Annotated in this window: 16 protein-coding genes; 15 read left to right on the top strand and 1 reads right to left on the bottom strand. The window is 40.4% G+C overall.

Annotation, left to right across the window (positions count from 1 at the left end; genetic code table 11):
• Positions 1-435, top strand: a complete 435-nt coding sequence (locus BM057_RS08790) for a NusG domain II-containing protein (RefSeq protein ID WP_047389812.1) — start codon at positions 1-3, stop codon at positions 433-435.
• Between the two features lie 390 nt (positions 436-825).
• Here BM057_RS08790 and BM057_RS08785 read toward each other — a convergent pair whose 3' ends face one another.
• A complete protein-coding gene (locus BM057_RS08785) occupies positions 826-1,794 on the bottom strand; it encodes an L-lactate dehydrogenase (RefSeq protein ID WP_047389813.1) in 969 nt (322 codons plus the stop codon).
• 685 nt (positions 1,795-2,479) lie between these two features.
• On the opposite strand from BM057_RS08785, the gene pth reads away from it, so the two are divergent.
• From pth to BM057_RS08715, 14 genes are all read left to right on the top strand, one after another.
• Complete coding sequence (pth, locus tag BM057_RS08780; protein WP_047389814.1) at positions 2,480-3,040, top strand: aminoacyl-tRNA hydrolase; 561 nt, start codon at positions 2,480-2,482, stop codon at positions 3,038-3,040.
• A 40-nt stretch (positions 3,041-3,080) separates the two neighbouring features.
• On the top strand, positions 3,081-6,614 hold the full coding sequence (gene mfd, locus BM057_RS08775) for a transcription-repair coupling factor (protein WP_092093033.1): 3,534 nt from the start codon (positions 3,081-3,083) through the stop codon (positions 6,612-6,614).
• Between the two features lie 44 nt (positions 6,615-6,658).
• A complete protein-coding gene (locus BM057_RS08770; protein ID WP_092093030.1) occupies positions 6,659-8,242 on the top strand; it encodes a putative polysaccharide biosynthesis protein in 1,584 nt (527 codons plus the stop codon).
• A gap of 7 nt (positions 8,243-8,249) precedes the next feature.
• Positions 8,250-8,963, top strand: coding sequence for a MazG nucleotide pyrophosphohydrolase domain-containing protein (locus BM057_RS08765; protein ID WP_177186217.1), 714 nt, complete (start codon positions 8,250-8,252; stop codon positions 8,961-8,963).
• Entirely contained in the window at positions 8,960-9,223 is a 264-nt protein-coding gene (locus BM057_RS08760) for an RNA-binding S4 domain-containing protein (protein WP_047389817.1), read from the top strand. Before BM057_RS08765 ends, BM057_RS08760 begins: the two co-directional genes overlap by 4 nt.
• A gap of 129 nt (positions 9,224-9,352) precedes the next feature.
• Complete coding sequence (locus BM057_RS08755; protein ID WP_092093028.1) at positions 9,353-9,817, top strand: FtsB family cell division protein; 465 nt, start codon at positions 9,353-9,355, stop codon at positions 9,815-9,817.
• Positions 9,818-10,039: 222 nt separating this feature from the next.
• A complete protein-coding gene (locus tag BM057_RS08750) occupies positions 10,040-10,519 on the top strand; it encodes a S1 domain-containing RNA-binding protein (protein ID WP_047389818.1) in 480 nt (159 codons plus the stop codon).
• A 98-nt stretch (positions 10,520-10,617) separates the two neighbouring features.
• Complete coding sequence (gene tilS, locus BM057_RS08745) at positions 10,618-12,015, top strand: tRNA lysidine(34) synthetase TilS (RefSeq protein WP_047389819.1); 1,398 nt, start codon at positions 10,618-10,620, stop codon at positions 12,013-12,015.
• Positions 12,016-12,142: 127 nt separating this feature from the next.
• A complete protein-coding gene (gene hpt, locus BM057_RS08740; RefSeq protein ID WP_092093025.1) occupies positions 12,143-12,685 on the top strand; it encodes a hypoxanthine phosphoribosyltransferase in 543 nt (180 codons plus the stop codon).
• A 108-nt stretch (positions 12,686-12,793) separates the two neighbouring features.
• Positions 12,794-14,920 carry an ATP-dependent zinc metalloprotease FtsH gene (gene ftsH, locus BM057_RS08735; protein WP_092093022.1) on the top strand — a complete coding sequence of 709 codons (2,127 nt, stop codon included), beginning with the start codon at positions 12,794-12,796 and terminating at the stop codon, positions 14,918-14,920.
• Between the two features lie 165 nt (positions 14,921-15,085).
• A complete protein-coding gene (hslO, locus tag BM057_RS08730) occupies positions 15,086-15,961 on the top strand; it encodes an Hsp33 family molecular chaperone HslO (RefSeq protein WP_047389822.1) in 876 nt (291 codons plus the stop codon).
• A 337-nt stretch (positions 15,962-16,298) separates the two neighbouring features.
• On the top strand, positions 16,299-17,249 hold the full coding sequence (gene cysK, locus BM057_RS08725) for a cysteine synthase A (RefSeq protein WP_092093018.1): 951 nt from the start codon (positions 16,299-16,301) through the stop codon (positions 17,247-17,249).
• A gap of 582 nt (positions 17,250-17,831) precedes the next feature.
• Complete coding sequence (lysS, locus tag BM057_RS08720; protein ID WP_047389824.1) at positions 17,832-19,331, top strand: lysine--tRNA ligase; 1,500 nt, start codon at positions 17,832-17,834, stop codon at positions 19,329-19,331.
• A gap of 342 nt (positions 19,332-19,673) precedes the next feature.
• On the top strand, positions 19,674-20,864 hold the full coding sequence (locus BM057_RS08715) for an AI-2E family transporter (RefSeq protein ID WP_245741904.1): 1,191 nt from the start codon (positions 19,674-19,676) through the stop codon (positions 20,862-20,864).
• Positions 20,865-21,266: the final 402 nt, after the last annotated feature.

Raw genomic sequence — 21,266 nt, 5'->3', positions numbered from 1 at the left:
ATGGAAAAGCTGAAAAAACAAATGAAGCAGGTTCGCCCGTTTGACATCGTGATCATCGTTGTGCTCATGTTGGCCTCTTTTCTGCCGCATGCTGTTTTTGCTTATCAGCAAGTACAGACAGAAGGTGAAGGATCGCTTGTTGCTGTTGTGACCATTGATGGAAAAGAAGTGCATGAGGTGGAACTGAATAGTGATACCCCTCATGAATTGTTGACTTTTCATCCAAGCAAGAATCAGTACAATATTATTGAGATAGATGGAGAACGTATTCGAGTAAAAGAAGACAATAGTCCTGATCAAATCGCTGTACGCAAAGGATGGATCAGTAAACCAGGGGAGTCCGCTATTTGCTTACCGCATAAGCTGATGATCGAAATCAAAACCATTGATGGAGAAAAAGATCGTGGACAAGATGAAATGATTATTCCACTGTAAAGACATATTAATTGTAGATAACGCCTACAAAATTAAAGCCTTTATAAACATTCGAATTGAGTGCATACAAAGGCTTTTTCGCTTTTCTAATGTCACGATCACTGTAATGATTTATTTTTTTGGTTCTACAACATTTAAAATTGGTCATTAAAAAATTATTTTTTTAAGGATAAACCTGTTAGAATCCTACTTCTAGAAATTTCAGTAGCCCATCGATCGGAGGAAATTTCTTTACCAACTTTAGGAGAGGAAGAGCCATTTTTTTTAAGGATAATGACAAGTCACGCGTAAAATTGCTGGTAAGGACAATGCGCAGGAAAAAATGAGGTTAAGATAACAGAAGAAGAGGCTGGAGCAATTTCCAGCCTCTTCTTTCATGTAACGAATAGATTATAGACCCAATTTTTCAAATGCTTGGTCACGGATTTCTTTTAATGTTTTAACAGACAATTCCATCTTTTCTTGTTCAGCGTCATTTAATGGAATTTCAAGAACTTTTTTAACACCATGACGGTTGATCACAGCAGGCGAGCCAATATAAATATCTTCTTGTCCGTATTCTCCATCCAAGTAAACAGATAGAGGAAGAACAGAATTTTCGTCATTTAAGATCGCTTTAGTGATTCGTGTCAAAGAAACAGCAATTCCATAGAAAGTAGCGCCTTTTTTATTGATGATTTCATAAGCAGCATCACGTACTTGGAAGAAAACATCTACTAGGGCTTCTTCATTTACATCAGGGTTTTCATTGATCCATTCATAGATCTGCAGACCTGCAACATTGGCATGAGACCAAACAGGGAATTCAGTATCGCCGTGTTCTCCTAAAATGTAGCCATGGACGTTACGTGTGTCTACGTCTAACAGATCAGCGATAGCTTGACGGAACCGAGCACTGTCTAGAGAAGTACCTGAACCGATCACGCGTTCTTTTGGCAGACCAGAGAACTTCCAAGTTGCATAAGTTAAAATGTCGACAGGGTTAGACGCAATCAAAAAGATCCCATCAAATCCACTTTCCATTACTTGACCTACCATATCTTTAAAGATTTTCAAGTTTTTCTCCACAAGATCCAAACGTGTTTCACCTGGTTTTTGTGCTGCTCCAGCTGTGATCACGACGATATCTGCATCTTTACAATCACTGTAATCGGCAGCATAGATTTTTTTAGGCGAAGTATAAGCTAGGGCGTGTGACAGGTCCATCGCATCTCCTTCAGTCCGATCTTTATTGATATCGATGATCCCTAATTCTTGTGCAATATTTTGGGTAACAAGTGCGAAAGCATAGCTTGAACCAACGGCGCCATCTCCGATTAGGATAATTTTTTGATGGCCTTTTGTTTCTGATTGTGGCATTAAAAATCCCTCCAATTTTGATCAATCAACGTACAAGTTCAGTATACGTCATACAGTAAAAATTTTACAGGAATTTAATTTCAATGAAGTAGCTTGTTCTGGAAAGGAGGAGAAGGGAAATGAAAGAGAAATATTGTGAAATAGGTAATTTGCATGAAATTTTCTGAAAGTTAAAGACGGTAGAAATAATTATGACAATTTTGTGAACAGGCCTTTTTTTACAGAAAATGGTGAAAATCTGAGCAAAAAAACAGGGCTTAAAAAATGGAAATCTTGTCTTTGTTTTTTCAATAAACAAAGAAGATATCAAACAAAAAGTTTTTCTTTGACTAAAAAAACAAGTGCAAAAACCCAAATTTTACGTTGAATTGTACATTATTGTACAAAATAGTTTTTTTACGCTTTTTTAAGAGATGAAAGCTAAAAAAAATTGGTCGTAAGCAAGATACCATAAGCTTCATCGCACGTCGGTTGATTCTCGACGAATTTGCTGAAGATGTGCTATACTTGTTTGCAGATAAAAAAAGAAGCAGCAAATTCTGGGCGAAATCTTTCGTGCAGCTCTTTTTGTGTTTAAACTGCTCTTGCGTAGACCAAGAGCGGGGAAAAATGCTGCCTTTTGATCATGATCGTGACAATAATTTAAACAAGTGGCGATGAAAAATAGAAAGTAGGAGAATAAGAAATGAAGATGATCGTTGGATTGGGGAATCCGGGAGCAAAATACCGTGATACAAAACACAATATCGGTTTTATCACTTTAGATGAAATGGCTTATCAACATGGTGCAGCTTTTAATAAAACAAAATTTGAATCAGTGTATGCAGAAGCAAGAATCAATCGTGAAAAAGTTCTTTTAGTCAAACCGCAGACATTTATGAATGATTCCGGACGTGCAGTTCGTCCATTAATGGATTATTATGATATAGCATTAGAAGACCTGTTAGTTATCTACGATGATTTGGATCTGCCGGTCGGAAAAATTCGTTTGCGGCAAAAAGGCAGTGCGGGGGGACATAATGGAATCAAAAGCATGATCCAGCATATTGGTACACAAGACTTTAACCGGATCCGAATCGGTATCGATCGTCCTATGCCTGGTCAAACTGTTGTCCAACACGTGTTGAGCAGTTTTCCGAAAGATCAGCACGCACCTATTCTGGAAGCAGTAAAAACAGGGGCTTCAGCTGCTGATTATTGGCTGGAAGGTCATACTTTCCTAGACACGATGAGTCACTACAATTAAGAAATAAAAAAGCGAGGAAAAGATAGTTGGGGGAAAAAGAATGGCAGATATAGAAGAATTAATAGCTGAAACCCGTGATGTTAAAGCGATGGTTCAGCAGATCGGCACGAACAGCAGCCAGCTGGTCACCGGTCTGTCTGGCTCAGCACGGACAATTGTGATCGCCTCACTGCTGAAAAAAAAGCAGAAGCCAACCATTGTCATCACACCAAATTTGTATCAAGCGCATCAACTGCTGGAAGACTTTAGCGGGATAGTGGCAGAAGAACAACTGCATATTTTCCCCGTTGATGAAATGATTTACGCGGAAATGAGTACGGCCTCACCAGAAGCACGCAGCGAGCGTGTAGGAGCGCTAAAATTTCTGTTGTCTAAAAAACCGGGAATCGTCATCGTGCCGTTAGCCGGAATCCGCAAATTCCTGCCGCCGAAAAAAGTATGGCAGGAGTTGAGTTTTACGATCGAGGCGGGCGGAGAGTTGGATCCAACCGATCTCGCAGAACGCTTAGTGGATATGGGATATATTCGCCAGCAATTGGTTGCTGCGCCTGGCGAATTTAGTATACGCGGCGGCATCATTGATATTTATTCTCTAACAGAAGATCATCCAGTCCGTGTTGACTTATTCGATACAGAAGTAGATTCTCTGCGCTTTTTTGATGTTCAAGACCAGCGCTCGATCCGTAATGTCGAACAGATCACGATCGTACCGGCTAGCGATACGATCTATCCAGCAAAGCTGCTGAAAGCAAATGCAGAACAGTTCAGCCAAGCAGTAGAACGCAACTTGGCGCTTTTATTAGAAGAAGAGGCTAAAGCAGCCTTTACCCAACAGATCACACCAATTTTAGATGCCTTTAACGAAGGAGAACCAACAGAAGAGTTAGCAGTCTATACGGACTATGTCTATCCAAAAAAAGCTTCATTATTGGATTATTTGGCAAAAGATGGCGTGGTGATATTAGATGAATATCCACGTATCCTGGAAACTGATCGACGTCTTGTAGAAGAAGAAGCAGAGTGGGTCACGACTAAATTAGCGGAACGGCAGATTTTACAGAAGCAGACTTTTTCACATGATTTCCGACAAGTCATGAAGCAAGTAAACCAAGACCGTTTATACTTTGCCCTTTTTCAAAAAGGAATGGGGAATTTGCGCTTTGATGCGATCCATCCTTTTCAATACCGCAGTATGCAGCAATTCTTTGGCCAAATGCCGCTGTTGAAAACAGAAATGGATCGTTGGGAAAAGCAACAATATACGGTATTGGTTTTAGTTCCTAATGCAGAACGCGCCCAGAAAGTTCATCAAACGTTCGTGGATTTTGATATTGACAATAAACTTGTTTCGCCAGACAAAATCGAACCGGCAAAAACACAAATCTTGATCGGTCAGTTGAAGAATGGTTTTGAGATGCCGCAAGATAAATTAGTCGTATTGACAGAACGAGAATTATTCAATAAAGTCACAAAGAAAAAAGCCAGACGACAAAACTTGTCAAACGCTGAACGACTAAAGAGTTATACAGAACTGAACCCTGGAGATTATGTTGTGCATGTGAACCATGGGATCGGGAAATATACTGGGATGGAGACGCTTGAGATCAACGGCGTACATCAGGATTACATGAGTATCATCTATAAAGATGAGGCCAAATTGTTTATTCCTGTGACACAGATCAACTTATTGCAAAAGTATGTTTCGTCTGAAGCCAAAACGCCGAAAGTCAATAAGCTGGGCGGTACAGAATGGGCAAAAACGAAACGAAAAGTCGCCAGTAAAGTTGAAGACATTGCTGACGAATTGATTGAATTGTATGCTTCTCGTGAACAAGAAACCGGTTATTCTTTTCAGCCAGATAACCCTTATCAAAAAGAATTTGAAAATGCTTTTCCTTATACAGAAACAGATGATCAATTGCGCAGTACGGAAGAGATCAAAAAAGATATGGAAAGCAAGAAACCGATGGACCGTTTGCTCGTAGGAGATGTGGGCTACGGCAAAACAGAAGTAGCGATTCGAGCGATTTTTAAATGTGTGCAGGAAGGTAAGCAAGCTGCTTTTCTAGTTCCTACAACTATTTTAGCTCAACAGCATTATGAGACATTAGTAGAACGTTTTGCGGATTTTCCAGTAGAGGTTTCTTTAATGAGTCGCTTTAGAACACGGAAACAGCAAACTGAAACGATCCAAGGACTGAAAAAAGGGCAGATCGATATCGTGGTCGGGACCCATCGTTTACTGTCAAAAGACGTGGCGTTTCAAGATTTAGGTTTATTAGTAGTAGATGAAGAACAGCGCTTTGGTGTCAAACACAAAGAACGGTTGAAGGCGTTGAAAGCTCAGGTAGATGTGTTGACATTGACCGCAACTCCGATTCCAAGAACCTTGCATATGTCGATGCTGGGTGTACGTGATCTTTCTGTTATCGAAACACCTCCTGCAAACCGTTATCCAGTTCAAACGTATGTGATGGAACAGAATCCAGGGGCGATCCGCGATGCGATCGAGCGGGAAATGGCACGCGGCGGACAAGTCTTTTATTTGTATAACCGTGTGGCAACGATCGAAAAAAGAGTCGAAGAATTGAAAGCATTGGTCCCTGAAGCGAGGATCGGTTATGCTCATGGGCAAATGACAGAAGCTCAATTGGAAAATATCTTGTATCAATTTGTGGAAGGCGAGTATGATGTACTGGTGACAACGACTATCATTGAAACGGGTGTCGACATGCCGAACGTCAATACATTGTTTGTAGAAAATGCTGATCATATGGGCTTATCACAGCTTTATCAGCTAAGAGGACGTGTCGGACGCAGCAACCGCGTCGCTTACGCTTACTTGATGTACCAACCAGACAAAGTGTTGAATGAAGTCAGTGAAAAACGGCTACAAGCGATCAAAGATTTCACAGAGCTGGGATCTGGCTTTAAGATCGCCATGCGTGACTTATCCATTCGAGGTGCCGGCAATTTGCTTGGGAAACAACAGCACGGCTTTATTGATTCAGTCGGCTTTGACCTTTATTCAGAAATGCTGAGTGAAGCAGTGATGCGGAAGCGAGGCAAAGAAGATAAACAAGAAAAAACAGCTGTTGAAATCGATTTGGGCATCGACGCTTATCTGCCAGATACGTATATCAATGACCAACGTCAAAAAATTGAGATCTATAAACGCGTACGTGAGTTGAAGAGTCAAGAAGATTATACGGTATTGCAAGACGACTTGATTGACCGCTTTGGAGAATTTCCGGATGAAGTTGCAGACTTAGTGACGATCGGTCTGATCAAGATGTATAGTGAAAAGGCCTTGATCGAACTCATCAGACGGCGAGAGGATGAGCTTGAACTAACCTTCTCTGTGGCTGGTACAAATATATTATCAGGAGAAGATATCTTTAAAGCCTTGCAAGATGTTCCATTGCATGCCAATATGGCAGTCAACAAAGGTAAATTAACTGTTTCGCTGCAGCTGCGCAAGGAACCCGTTTATAAATGGTTGGATTTCATTGTGAAATTCACACAAAAAATGAGTGAGTTTAGAGAAGCAGTAGCTGTTCAGCAAGAAGATTAAGTTCAAAAGCAGCAGACACAGCCAGATCAGAAAGGGAGAGAAATGTGAGCAATCGAGAAATGAAAAAAATGATGAGCGGAGCTGTTTTGCTGACAGCAGCGTCTTTTATCGCAAAGCTGCTCAGTGCCATTTATCGTGTCCCTTTCCAAAATATGGTCGGAAACACAGGTTTCTATGCTTATCAACAAGTCTATCCTTTGTATGGACTGGGAATGACATTAGCTTTAAACGGGTTGCCGATTTTTCTATCCAAAGTGGTGGCTGAGTCCTCTTCTTCTCTCGACCAAAAAGCAACCATAAAAAAAATGTATCATTTGCTTAGTTTGTTGGCGATTGTTCTTTTTCTTTTCCTTTATGCCGGCTCAGGTTTTATCGGAGAATGGATGGGAGATCGTGCGCTGCAAAAAGTGATCCAAGCTGTTTCTTGGCAACTTTTATTGATCCCTTTTTTAGCCGTTTCACGAGGTTATTTTCAAGGGAATTTTCAAATGACTCCTACAGCTGTTTCACAAGTGATAGAGCAAGTTGTCCGCGTAACGGTCATCCTCATTGCAGCGTACAGCTTTTCATTAGTATCTGGTGATATCTATCAAATGGCAGCTTCTGCTATGAGCAGTGCTTGGATTGCAGCTGTTGCAGCTAGTCTAGTGATGGGGATATATCTTTTCTTTTATCGAAAAAAGCAAAAAATACAACCAGCAGCAATTGTTGGAAAAAATACTGAGCCCTCTTATCGTTATTTGGCGCGGCGATTAGGCACAGAAGGGCTGACGATTTGCCTGCTTAGCGCCATGCTGATCCTGTTCCAACTGATCGATTCCTTTACATTATATAAAGGATTGGTCGAATCCGGCACTTACGCAGCGAAAGCTAAAGATTTAAAGGGGATCTATGACCGCGGCCAACCGCTCGTTCAACTGGGGATGGTAGCAGCAACGGCTTTTTCCTCCAGCTTGCTGCCGATGCTGACAGCAGCAGTCGTTCAAAAAAAAGCGCACGATTTTTATCGATACGCCGCTTCCTTTCTTCGGATCACAGCAACGGTTGCTGCAGCTGCTACAACCGGCATGATCGTATTGCTGCCTTATTTAAATCATACATTGTTTGGGGACAAAGCAGGCGATCTTGCGTTGAGTATTTATATGCTGGCGATTTTTTTGGCTTCTCTGATCGGAGCAGTAAATGCCATTCTTCAAAGTCAAGATGATCATCGCGTTGCCTTTGTCGGTCTGCTTTTAGGCTTGCTCGGGAAACTCTTCATCAATCCTCCGCTCATTGTTCTTTTTGGGATCAACGGATCTAGCCTAGGAACAGTGTTTGGCTTACTGCTGAGTTTGGTGTTTATCTGGTTCAAGTTGGATCAGCCCATTCGTCAAGTTTGGAGAAAAAAACAATTTGGTTTAAAATTAGCGGTCAGCTGTTTTATAATGAGTATAGGTGTATGGGGAACAACTCGTGTACTTGCCGGTACAGGAATAGCAGAAAGTCGGGAAGGTTCTTTTGTTTTAGCCTTAGCAGGTGTAGGAATAGGAATGGGCCTTTTCGTCAAATGGATCATTTATATTAAATTGTTGACGATTCGAGAATGGCTTTCTTTACCCCTAGGAAAACGACTATTAAGAAAGTAGGTTTATGATGACAATATCTTTTTTAGACCATTTATTTCAACTGGTACAAACTGATCCACTAGAGGGCTTTCAGCTGGCATCGGCGGAAGCTGTTGATGGCGATCAGATCGCTGCAGGACAATCTGTCATCATCACAGGAATCCGAGACATTCCTACATTAAACCAAATCAAGAGTGTGTTACGAAAAAAATATCCTGTAACACATCAAGTTGCTTTTATTCATGGAATCAAAACGGATGAAGAAGAGCTTTACTGGTTTCCATTAAGCGCAAGCAAACCTGAAAAAATTGCAGAACATAAAAATGTTCTATTTGTTCCTCGGCTAAAACAAGATGAACGAACGCGTTTCTTTCAAACGCTCCAGTTTTATATGGACGAAATCACGGGAGAAGGCGGAGATGTATGGATCAAACAGCAGACACACGAAACGCTGATCCCTTATTTGCATGAAGAAACAGCAGAGCTGGTGCAAGCAATCCTGAATCAAGATCGAACCAATATGATCGAAGAATTAGGAGATCTGCTGGCACATGTATTTTATCAAACGAGTTACGCAGAACAAGCAGGTGAGTTTTCATTGGAAGATGTACTAGAAACCTTGAATAAAAAACTGCGTAGACGGCATCCTCATGTGTTTGACGGTGTAGAAGCCAATACTGTAGAAGAAGTGGATGCCATTTGGCAAAAAATCAAAGCAAAAGAAAAGGAGCAAGGGTTATGAGAATCGATAAGTTCTTAAAAATCTCGCGGATCATCAAACGTCGGACAGTTGCCAAAGAAGTGGCAGATAAAGGACGCGTCCAAATTAATGGAACAGTGGCTAAATCTTCTTCGACTGTTAAAGTGGGCGATGAAATCACGATCGTATTTGGCAACAAAACATTGGTCGTCAAAGTTGAAAAACTACAGGAATCAACGAAAAAAGACGAAGCGAAAGAAATGTACAGTATCGTTAGCGAGACGTATCAAGAAGATAGATGAGCAGGAGACTGTTAAAAAACATCAAAAAAAAAGCTGTTTTTACAGCTTTTTTTTATTTTCTTGCTGGACGTTATGTAACCGTTCTTGCTATAATCGAACTAACATGTAAAGTGAGGGCGGGGGAAACTGATGAGAGAAGAAACACCTAAAAAAGTTACACAACTAAAAAATGAGTATACGAAGACAAAAACTCTGCAAACGCACCAAGCAATGAAGGTTAAACGGAAAAGACGCAGAAATATCACTCTTATCTTAGCTGTCAGCGGCATCTTTATCCTTGCTTTAACAGTAAGGTTATGGTCAAACGTTCAAAAACTGGCAGATTTAGAAGCCCAACATGTCGAAACAGCAGAAGAACTGGCAGAAACAAAAAACAACCAGCAAGAACTGAACAGTCAAATCGGCAAACTAAAAGACGAAGAATACATAGCGAAACTAGCTAGAAGCCAATATTACCTTTCAAAAGAGAATGAGCTCGTTTTCAGCTTCCCTGAAGACAATGCTTCTAATGCCAATGAAAAAGAAATGAAAGAAAAGCAAAAAGAACAGACTGAAAAAGCTGAAAAATCTTCAGCTGATTATAAGAATAACTAAAAAGTCGAGACATCGAATCAAAGAACAAGAACAGTCCATCTGCTCTTGTTCTTTAAAATTACGGCGGGATAATTTAGTGGAGAATGATCGGCTGATTCGATAAACTATTTTCAGCTTTTGAAAGGAGCATCAAAATGATAAGAAAAGTGAAAAAAGCTTTTTATGAAGAGTTTTACATGATATAATGTAATCACTAGTATTCAAGGAGGAAATGAATTTTATATGTCAATTGAAGTCGGGAGCAAGGTTTCAGGAAAAGTATCGGGAATTACCAATTTTGGTGCATTTATTGATTTAGGGAGTGGCAAAACAGGGCTGGTCCATATCAGTGAGATTTCCGACAGCTTTGTAAAAGACATACATGAAGTATTAAAAGTTGGGGATGAAGTAACGGTTAAAGTACTATCGATCGGTAATGACGGTAAAATCGGCTTGTCTATCCGTAAAGCAGTAGATAAACCTCAAGAACCGGTGCATAGCACGAGCGGTAAGCCAAGTCACTTCCACAAATCCTATGATCGCAATGATCGTAGTAGCGGCGGTTACCAAAAATCGAATTATAGTTCGAAAAATCAAAAGAGCAAAAAAGAAGACTTCGATTCTTTAATGAGCTCATTCTTAAAAGACAGCGATGATCGTCTGGCTTCTTTGAAACGCAACACAGAAGGCAAACGTGGCGGCAGAGGCGGACGTCGAAACTAAAAAAAGTGTGAAAAGGATAAGGAAACTTATCCTTTTTTGTCCTTTTCATAAAAGTAATCCTTCATAAAAGCGAAGAGAGAAGAATTGAGGAAGCAGCCATGACACTCTTAAAAACCTTTATAGCCTATGCCAAGCAACAAGCTTTGTGGGAAAAGAAAGACCGGTTGTTATTAGCAGTATCCGGAGGCGTAGATTCCATGGTGCTGCTTGACTTGATGTGTCGTTTACCGGAAGAAGAAAAGCCTTGGATCGGTGTGGTTCACGTAAACCATCAACTGCGGCCTGCTTCCGATATAGAACAATCAGCTGTTCAGAATATTTGCGAGGAGAAGCAGCTGCCTTTTTTCACTGCCTGCTGGCCAAAAGAAGAACACCCATCAGTCGGAACAGAAGCGGCAGCTCGCTCTTTCCGTTATGCTTTTTTTCTGCAAGTGATGCGAAAACAACAAGCAACACGCCTTGTTACAGCTCATCATGGCGATGACCAAATGGAAACGATCCTGATGCGGCTGGTTAGAGGCGGCCAGTTGGAAAGTATAGCAGGCATCAAAGAACAGCGCTCTTTTGGGTCTGGAAAATTGATTCGGCCACTGTTGCGTTTTGCAAAAGAAGAATTGACGACTTACAGCGATCAAGAGCAGCTGCTCTATTTTGAAGATGAAAGCAATCAAAGCATGATGTATACCCGCAATCGTTATCGCCACCAAGTCTTGCCTTTATTAAAGGAAGAGAATACCCAAGCTTTAGAACATTTTGCTGACTTTTCAGCAGATCTTCTAGATGCAACTGCAGCAATCAAACATGTTGTTGAACCATGCTTCGAACGATTATGTCATCCTCTGCATTCAAATGGATGGGGAATAGACCGTTCTGCTTTTTTAGCCGAAGCTCCTTTTATGCAACGTTTAGTGCTGAAAGAACTGCTAACACATCTTTACCGCGATACAGCAGTTGAGTATCGTCGTCATCATGTTGAAATGATCGCTTCATTGATCGCAGGAGATAAGGTAAATGGTGAGCTCCATTTACCAGCTGGTTGGTTGATGAAGAGACGTTATGAAGAGCTTTATTTTGTTCGTTCCTTTGGTGCAACGCTAGAACATTCGGTCGAGCCTATTCCTTTGTCTTTAGGCGATTGGCAGATCGTTCCGGGATTAGGGAAAATTGGTCTGTTCTGCTCAACAGCGGTTTCGACAGCTCAATTGTCTCATAAGCGCATGATTTGGTTGAAGACCGGCGAAGTCCAGCTTCCTTTGCAGGTACGGACTAGACGACCAGGGGACCGTATGACGATCAAAGGTTTAGAAAGAGGCTCAAAAAAAATCAAAGACATTTTGATCGATCAAAAAGTTCCGCTAGAAGACCGCAATAAACCGATCATATTGACCGACGCAGCAGGACAAATTATTTGGTTGATAGATTATAAAGAATCACGATTGTCTAATAAACAGGAAACTGATACAATACAGTACGTACTGATTTATGAAAAAGACTAGACCGTTTTTTCTTTTGGCGTTTTCCGTGTGATAGAATGATCTAATGGAAGACGAAAAAAGGAGCTTTTATCAGTAAACGCCTAAAAGAAAAGTAAGAATAACGAAAATGAGAAGGAGAACGAATGGCATGCAAAATGACATGGAAAGCGTACTTTTTTCAGAAGAAAAGTTAGCGGAAAGAACGCAAGAATTAGCAGATGAGATCAGCAAGGAGTATAAGGATAAAAATCCTTTAATGATTGGGATTCTTAAGGGAGCTATGCCATTTATGTCTGATTTAGTCAAACGAATGGACATTTATCTTGAACTTGATTTTATGGATGTTTCCAGCTATGGAAATGCAACGACTTCATCTGGAGAAGTGAAAATACTAAAAGACTTAGACACCAATGTTGAAGGTCGTGACGTGATCATCGTAGAAGATATCATCGACAGCGGTCGAACATTATCTTATATCACAAAAATGTTTGGTTATCGCAAAGCCAATTCTATAAAAATCGTTACCTTATTAGATAAACCAGAAGGACGTGTAGTTGAACTGCCGGTTGATTATGTCGGCTTTTTAGTGCCAAATGAATTTGTAGTCGGTTATGGCTTGGATTATGCAGAACGCTACCGTAATCTTCCTTATATTGGTATTTTAAAACCTGAGATTTATCGAGATAAATAATTTAGTCAATTTTGGTCAAATGTGTTATGATAAACTGGTAACAGATTAAAACATTACAATGTATAATCAATAAAAAACCATTGATTGCTTGTAAAGGAGGGCAACTTAGTGAAAAAAGGATTTCTAAAAAATGGTCTTGTATATGCGATCGTCTTTTTAGCTATTATCGGGATCGTAATCTGGGCTACAGATGGCACATCATCTGAACAGAGCGAAAACATCTCAGCGAATGAATTCGTAACGCAATTAGAAGGCAATGAAATTAAATCATTTACGATCCAGCCTAATGCTGGAGTTTACGTCATTTCCGGTACTTATCGGGATGAGCAGGCGAATCAAACAAAAGATTCTGCAGCAGAAATCCCGATTATTGGAAACTCACATTCCTCTGTAACAGGATTTAAAACAGCAGTTTTGCAAAATGATTCTTCTGTAAAAGAGATAGTAGATCTTGCAAAAGCAAATAATGTTAAGTATACGCCAGTCCAAGAAGAATCTTCTGGTGTCTGGTTGACCTTGCTAATCTCTGTTTTGCCACTAGTGATCTTCGTCTTCTTCATTTATATGATGATGGGCGGACAAAGTGGTCAAGGCAGCCAAGGCGGCGGCAGAGGTGTGATGAACTTTGGAAAATCAAAAGCCAAAGAAGCAGATGCCAAAGCTAGTAAAGTCCGCTTTTCAGATGTAGCTGGAGCAGACGAAGAAAAAGAAGAATTAGTCGAAGTGGTTGAATTTTTGAAAGACCCAAGACGTTTTTCAGCTTTAGGTGCACGGATACCAGCGGGTGTTCTATTAGAAGGACCTCCTGGAACAGGTAAAACGTTGTTGGCTAAAGCGGTCGCAGGTGAAGCAGGCGTACCGTTCTATTCGATCTCCGGTTCAGAATTCGTGGAGATGTTCGTAGGAGTCGGTGCCAGTCGTGTGCGTGACTTATTTGAAACAGCCAAGAAAAATGCTCCTGCCATCATCTTTATTGATGAGATCGATGCGGTTGGTCGTCAGCGTGGCGCTGGTATGGGCGGTGGACATGATGAACGTGAACAAACACTTAACCAATTGCTGGTTGAAATGGATGGTTTCTCTGGTAACGAAGGAATTATCGTTATGGCAGCGACAAACCGTTCAGACGTATTAGACCCTGCTTTGCTTCGTCCGGGACGTTTTGACCGTCAAATCTTAGTTGGACGGCCAGACGTTAAAGAACGTGAAGCAATCTTAAAAGTTCATGCGAAGAATAAACCGCTTGGACCAGATGTTGACTTAGGGGTAGTAGCAAGACAAACACCTGGATTTGCCGGGGCTGACTTGGAAAATCTATTGAACGAATCTGCTCTAGTTGCTGCTCGTCGAAACAAAAAAGTGATCGATGCTTTAGACATCGATGAAGCACATGACCGAGTAATTGCTGGGCCAGCTAAGAAAGACCGTGCCATCAGCAAAACAGAACGTGCCATGGTTGCTTATCACGAAGCAGGTCATACTATCTGCGGATTGGTCTTGAGTGATGCACGTATCGTCCACAAAGTAACGATCGTACCGCGCGGACGTGCTGGAGGATATGCCATCATGTTACCGAGAGAAGATCGCTTCTTAATGACGAAAAAAGAATTGAAAGAACAAATCGTAGGTCTGCTTGGCGGACGTGTAGCTGAAGAAATGGTCTTCCATTCACAGTCTTCCGGCGCAAGTAATGACTTCCAACAAGCCACACAATTAGCACGCAGTATGGTAACAGAATATGGTATGAGTGAAAAGCTAGGAACCGTTCAATACGAAGGCAATAGTCAAGTGTTCCTTGGCCGCGACTACGGTCAAACAAAAGGTTACTCAGAACATACAGCTTATGAAATCGATGAAGAAGTTAAACGTATTATGAAAGAAGCTCATGATGAAGCTCGTCAGATTTTAGAAGAGCACAAAGAACAACATCAATTGATTGCTGAAAAATTGCTTGAACTTGAAACATTGGATGAGCGGACAATCAAGAGCTTGTTTGATACAGGAGAAATGCCTCCAGAAAAAGAAGACGAAGAATTTCCACATGAGAAAAAAGAAGGCGTGGGCTCTTCCTTCGAAGAAGTTAAGCGTGTAAGAGAAGCAAAAGAGAAAGAAAAAGAACGTGAACAGGAAACCGAAGAAAAAAGTAATCCGGAAGATGTTCAAAAAACAGTAGAAGAAGCAAAGAAAGAATTAGATGATGATCAACAAAATGATCAAGAAGATGAAGACAAGTAAGAATGGCTGATCTTCTCAATAGGATATAAAGTCGGAAGGAGGGGTACGTTTCATGCGTATCCCTCTTTCCAGCTAAGACAAAAAGACAAAAACAGGGAAACGCAGCGATTTCTTTAAAACCTGCTGCTGTAAATCATTTCTACGATCAAGAAAAGGAGATATATGATGTCAGACTATTTAATTAAAAGTATGTGCTATGATGGACAAATCCGTGTTTACACGGTAAACGCAACAGAGACAGTAGCTGAAGCTCAAAGAAGACATGATACTTGGAGTGCCTCCTCTGCAGCTTTAGGCAGAACGATGGTGGGCACATTGCTGCTGGGGGCTACTTTAAAAGGTGATGATAAGTTAACTGTCAAAGTAGATGGTAATGGACCTGCAGGACATATCATCGTAGACAGTAACGGCAAAGGCGAAGTAAAAGGCTATATTGCCAATCCTAAAGTCAGCTTGCCATTGAATGAAAAAGGCAAAATCGATGTACGAGGTGCGGTGGGAACTGAAGGTACATTGACGGTCACGAAAGACTTGGGCATGAAAGAACCATTTGCTGGTCAGGTGCCCTTGGTCAGCGGAGAACTTGGAGAAGACTTCACTTATTACATGGCGAATTCTGAACAAACACCATCTGCGATCGGTTTAAGTGTTTTAGTTGACACAGATGAAACCATTCGAGCAGCTGGCGGTTTTATGATCCAAGTCATGCCGGGAGCAACGGAAGAAACGATTGACGCTTTAGACAATAGCGTGAAAAATATTCCAATGATTTCAAAATTGATGGACGAAGGCGAAACACCAGAACAAATTCTAGAACGCTTGGTGGGCGGCGGAGAGCCGAAAATTTTAGAGAAGATGCCGATCGCCTTTAAGTGTGATTGCTCAAAAGATCGGTTTGCTGGTGCAATCATCGCACTTGGCAAAAAAGAAATTGATGAAATGATCAAAGAAGATGGCGGAGCGGAAGCCGTTTGTCATTTCTGTGGAAATCGTTATCATTATTCAGCGGAAGAGCTGGAAGAACTTAAAGAAAATGCTTAATTGTCTAGCAGAACACCTAGAACAACTTGATGTTGATTCTAGGTGTTTTTTTGGTTCTACAATATTTAACGTTGGTCTGTAAAAAATCAATTTTTTTAATGCTAAACTCATTAGAATCCTATTTCTAGAAATTTCAGTAGCCCATCGACCGTTGGAATTTTCTTTACCAACGTTAAAAGAGGAAGAACCTTTTTTTTGATGTGAAAAAGCTCAGAAGATAAATGGCTCACGTCTTGAAGGGGAGTGTAAGATTAATGGAGGCCAGCGTGTTTTAGTTGCGTTTCCAAGCGGTTAAGGTTACATTTAAACTAAATCAATCTGAGGAGGAAAGAGCCCTATGACTAAAGTTGTTTCATCCATTACAGAATGGATCGGTAATACCCCGATGGTTCGTTTAACAAAAGTTGTTCCTGCCGGTGCTGCAGAGGTTTATGTCAAATTAGAAGGTATGAATCCTGGCGGCAGTGTAAAAGACCGAATTGCTTTAAATATGATCGAGGTAGCAGAACAAGAAGGCAAATTGAAAAAAGGAGATACGATTGTTGAACCAACAAGCGGTAACACAGGAGTAGGTTTAGCAATGGTAGCAGCAGCAAAAGGATATAAAGCTGTGTTGGTCATGCCGGATACCATGAGCGAAGAAAGACGCAAGCTGCTGCAAGCTTATGGAGCAGAGTTAGTCTTGACGTCTGGTGCTGAAGGAATGAAGGCTGCTATCCAAAAAGCTGAAGCATTGTCTCAGCAAGATGGCTATTTTATGCCGATGCAATTTGACAATCTGGCGAATCCTGCTGTTCATGCTGCAACAACAGGTCCGGAAATCATAGATGCACTAGACGGTCATGCGCCAGACGCTTTTGTATCAGGAGTTGGAACAGGCGGGACTTTGACAGGTGCAGGAAAAACGTTGAAAAAAGAAAATCCTGAAATAAAAATTTACGCAGTTGAGCCGGAAGAATCTCCAGTACTGAATGGCGGTCATTCAGGTCCGCATAAAATCCAAGGTATCGGAGCCGGGTTTATTCCAGAAGTATTAGATACTGTTTTATATGATAAAGCATTGAAAGTCAGCAGTGAAGACGCGTTGAAAATGGCACGTCGAGTAGCAGCTGAGGAAGGATTGCTAGTAGGCCCTTCATCGGGAGCAGCAATCAAGGCAGCGATCGATGTGGCTAAAACATTGAGCAGCGACCAACGTGTGGTAACGATCGCACCTGACACAGGCGAACGTTACTTGTCTACTGGCTTGTACGACAATGGTGAAAGTAGTGCCGACCCTAACATTTAAGACTAAAATTGCGTTTATAAAAGCAGCAAAAGCTGGGCAGAGTGCTCAGCTTTTTTTGCAGTTCTTGTTTATCTATTTTTTAATAGAAAAAATAAATATTCTATAAAGGGAAAGTGAGGAAAGACTTTTCCTTTGTTCGTTTGCTGACAATACTTGTAGCTTTAATCGGGAGACGCAAAGATACGATGATATTTAGAAAATAGTATTTAAGTTTTTGACTAAATGTGATAAGATACCAGTTATGAAAACCACTGAAAAGTGTGGTATAATGGTACTTGAAACGTGTTTTAAAAAACGAAACGTGTGATTCAAGAAATTGAAGTATCGTTAGTGTAAGTTGTTGACTGCAGATTCGATCACTGCTTAAGAAAGTTCCTGTATTTTATTGAAAAAGATCATTGCAGTATAGAGGATGCTAGTACTTCAACAGCTCACAAGAAATGTGCTGCATAAGACTTGAATTAAAAGTTAAGTAGCAAACGAACGTCACATCCTTCGTGCTTTTATCTGACGGATGAAGATAAAATAGGCTGATATAAGAAGCAATGAAACTTAAAACTGGGAAGAAACGGAGAGAAAAAAATGAGTAACGAAACTTCACATATTGAAGAAATGAATGATCAATTACAAGTTCGCCGTGAAAAATTGCAAGAATTACGCGAGCGTAACATTGAGCCTTTTGGGAACCGTTTTGAGCGGACAGCTTTATCAAATGAGCTGCACCAAACATACGACGATTTGACAAAAGAAGAAATTGAAGAAAAAAACGCAACCGTTACGATTGCTGGCCGGATCATGACGAAGCGCGGAAAAGGAAAAGTTGGTTTTGCTCACTTGCAAGACCGCAAAGGACAAATCCAAATTTACGTGCGCAAAGATGAAGTCGGAGAAGACGATTATGCGACATTTAAAGCGGCTGATTTGGGAGACTTTATTGGGGTCACAGGAACAGTGATGAAGACCAACACAGGCGAAGTGACCGTTAAACCTTCTTCACTTACGCAACTGTCAAAAGCTTTGCGACCATTGCCGGACAAATATCATGGCCTAACAAATGTTGAACAGCGTTACCGCCAACGTTACCTTGACTTGATCAGCAACCCAGAAAGCTACGAACGTTTTATTAAACGCAGTCATATCATTGCGGAAGTTCGCAAATACTTGAACAATTTAGATTACTTGGAAGTGGAAACACCGACCTTGCATAATATACCTGGCGGAGCAGCTGCTCGTCCATTTACAACTCACCATAATGCTTTGGATATTGAATTGTACATGCGTATTGCACTGGAGCTACACTTGAAACGCCTCATCGTCGGCGGAATGGAACGTGTCTATGAAATTGGACGTGTTTTCCGTAACGAAGGTGTAGATACCACACATAATCCAGAGTTTACAATGCTTGAAGTTTATACAGCCTACACAGACTTTAAAGATGTAATGGATTTAACAGAAGGCTTGATCCGCACGGTAACAGAAAATGTGCTAGGAACCGGTAAGATCACTTATAATCAACAACAAATCGACCTAGAAACACCTTGGAAACGCGTGCACATGGTCGACTTGATCAAAGAATATTCAGGTGTTGATTTCTGGAAACAAATGTCAGATGAAGAAGCAAGAGCTATAGCTAAAGAACACCATGTGCCTGTTGAAGCACATAGTCAATTTGGGCATGTGGTAAATGAATTCTTCGAAGCATTTGTAGAAGAAAAACTAGTACAGCCGACATTTGTTTATGGACACCCGGTTGAGATCTCACCGTTAGCTAAGAAAAATGCGGAAGATCCTCGCTTTACAGACCGCTTTGAAGTGTTTATTTGTGGACATGAATACGGAAACGCCTTTACTGAATTGAATGATCCAATCGATCAAAGAGAACGTTTCGAACAGCAAATGAAAGAACGTGAGCAAGGAAATGAAGAAGCACATCAAATCGACGAAGACTTCATTGAAGCTTTAGAATATGGCATGCCTCCAACAGGCGGATTAGGGATCGGAATCGATCGTCTCGTCATGTTGTTGACAGATGCTCAATCTATTCGTGATGTCTTACTGTTCCCAACGATGCGCAGTAACTAAAGCGTTCAACTGATAATGAAGAAAAGGAATGAGCGAATGCCCTTATTCCTTTTCTTTTTTTTAGATTGGATGATTTGGTTCTTCCTCTTCTAACATTGGTAAAGAAATTTTCTCCGGTCGATGGGCTACTGAAATTTTTAGAAATGAGATTCTAACAGGTTTAGCATTAAAAAAATAATTTTTTACTGATCAACATTACATATTGTAGAGCCAATTATTTCTGATGAATAAACCGCTTGGAAACTTATTTTAGGAGGAAACAGACTTCTCCGTTTACATTGGACAGGCTTTCAATTAGAATAATGATACGAGTTTTATTAGTTGTGTATGAGGAGAGGCAAAATGAACAATAAAAAGTCTAATTTTATTTCTTTTCTCGGAGGAAGAAATCTACTTTTTTCTCTGATTGTTTTAATTTTGATCGGCATTTTGATTTTTGTATATCATCAAATTGCTTTTATTTTTAAACCGGTTGTTATTTTCTTTTCTGCAGTCATCGCTCCGGTGATTTTAGCAGTCTTACTATACTTCCTGTTTAATCCTGTCGTCGATTGGATGGAAAAACATAAAATTAAGCGTACATGGGGCGTCGTCTTGTTATTCTTATCATTGCTGGCCCTAATAGCAGGCGCTTCTTCCCTTGCTTTTCCAGCCATCAGCAAACAAGTGACAGAGTTGGTTGCTGAGTTTCCTACCTATGTGGATACAGTTGGAAATACCGTACGAGAATGGAGCGAACACTCAATCTTTGAAGAACCTATAGCAAATGCGATCGATTGGTTCGATGGTTGGGTACGTGAACTGCCTAGCCATGCAGTAGATTATATCGGAACAGCGATGAGCGGCATTTCAAATGTAGTTTCTAAGGTATCTAACTTTATCATCATTCTAGCAACTTTTCCGTTTATCTTATTCTTTTTACTAAAAGACGATCGGAAATTTGTCCACTTCTTGATGAAGATCGTTCCGCCAAAATTCAGAAAAGATGTCAAGTCACTGATTCTTGTCACATCTGAACAAGTTGGTTCTTATGTCAAAGGACAAATTTTGGTGTCGATGGCACTTGGTTTAATGGCTTTTATCGGTTTTAAAATCATTGGCTTAAAGTATGCCGGTATTTTAGCTATCTTAACTAGCTTTACGAGTATCATTCCATTTATCGGTGCAGCTCTTTCGATGATCATTGCAGCTGTCGTCGCTGTTTCTACTTCTTGGTTTATGCTGCTTAAGCTAGCCATCGTATGGATAACAGTCCAATTTATAGATGGAAACGTGACCCAACCGAACATCATGGGCAAAAATTTAAACGTACATCCTATTACGATCTTGATCGTTTTATTGGTAATGGGGGATCTACTTGGTTTTGTAGGACTGATTTTAGGAGTGCCGATCTATGCGGTTGGAAAGGTGCTCGTGACGTTCGTATTCCGGAAGTTTAAAAAACGGTATAACCTCTACTATGGTGAAGAAGCAGGATATTATACACAAACTGAATTTGATCTACCATCTTATCAAAGAAAAGAAGAAGAATAATAAACAACAAAGCAAACAGGAGGGCAAAGTGGAAAAGACTTTCTCTTCTGTTTATTTCTTTTTTAGGAATGATCTTCTCTATAAATAGAATAAATATTCGTTTTTATTGCATATAAAGCGGAAGAAATTGCGTTTTTAAAATAAAAGTTCTGCTTTTAAAAAAAGATGATTTTTTTGCAAAAAAATAATTGACGGACATCTAAATACCTGATATATTAATATACGTTGTTACGACAGGTAGCAACGAGGAAAAAACTAAATGAAAAAAGTTGTTGACAGTCAGTTGAGAATTTGATATCATTTAGAAGTTGTCGCTGAGACAACAAAAATGCAAGAAGTTAGACCTTTGAAAACTAAACAAAGTAAGACGAACCAATGTGTAGGGCGTTTTGACAAGTGTCA

It is taken from the genome of Pisciglobus halotolerans, from assembly GCF_900113675.1.
GTDB lineage: Bacteria > Bacillota > Bacilli > Lactobacillales > Carnobacteriaceae > Pisciglobus > Pisciglobus halotolerans.
Note: the sequence above shows the minus strand (reverse complement) of the source record. Positions and strands in the feature narration are given on the sequence as shown.

Bases quoted from the DNA above. Each gene is read 5' to 3' on its own strand.
- BM057_RS08790 (WP_047389812.1), top strand. From the start codon at position 1: ATGGAAAAGCTGAAAAAACAAATGAAGCAGGTTCGCCCGTTTGACATC.
- BM057_RS08785 (WP_047389813.1), bottom strand. From the start codon at position 1,794: ATGCCACAATCAGAAACAAAAGGCCATCAAAAAATTATCCTAATCGGA.
- pth (WP_047389814.1), top strand. From the start codon at position 2,480: ATGAAGATGATCGTTGGATTGGGGAATCCGGGAGCAAAATACCGTGAT.
- mfd (WP_092093033.1), top strand. From the start codon at position 3,081: ATGGCAGATATAGAAGAATTAATAGCTGAAACCCGTGATGTTAAAGCG.
- BM057_RS08765 (WP_177186217.1), top strand. From the start codon at position 8,250: ATGACAATATCTTTTTTAGACCATTTATTTCAACTGGTACAAACTGAT.
- BM057_RS08760 (WP_047389817.1), top strand. From the start codon at position 8,960: ATGAGAATCGATAAGTTCTTAAAAATCTCGCGGATCATCAAACGTCGG.
- BM057_RS08755 (WP_092093028.1), top strand. From the start codon at position 9,353: ATGAGAGAAGAAACACCTAAAAAAGTTACACAACTAAAAAATGAGTAT.
- BM057_RS08750 (WP_047389818.1), top strand. From the start codon at position 10,040: ATGTCAATTGAAGTCGGGAGCAAGGTTTCAGGAAAAGTATCGGGAATT.
- tilS (WP_047389819.1), top strand. From the start codon at position 10,618: ATGACACTCTTAAAAACCTTTATAGCCTATGCCAAGCAACAAGCTTTG.
- hpt (WP_092093025.1), top strand. From the start codon at position 12,143: ATGCAAAATGACATGGAAAGCGTACTTTTTTCAGAAGAAAAGTTAGCG.
- hslO (WP_047389822.1), top strand. From the start codon at position 15,086: ATGTCAGACTATTTAATTAAAAGTATGTGCTATGATGGACAAATCCGT.
- cysK (WP_092093018.1), top strand. From the start codon at position 16,299: ATGACTAAAGTTGTTTCATCCATTACAGAATGGATCGGTAATACCCCG.
- lysS (WP_047389824.1), top strand. From the start codon at position 17,832: ATGAGTAACGAAACTTCACATATTGAAGAAATGAATGATCAATTACAA.
- BM057_RS08715 (WP_245741904.1), top strand. From the start codon at position 19,674: ATGAACAATAAAAAGTCTAATTTTATTTCTTTTCTCGGAGGAAGAAAT.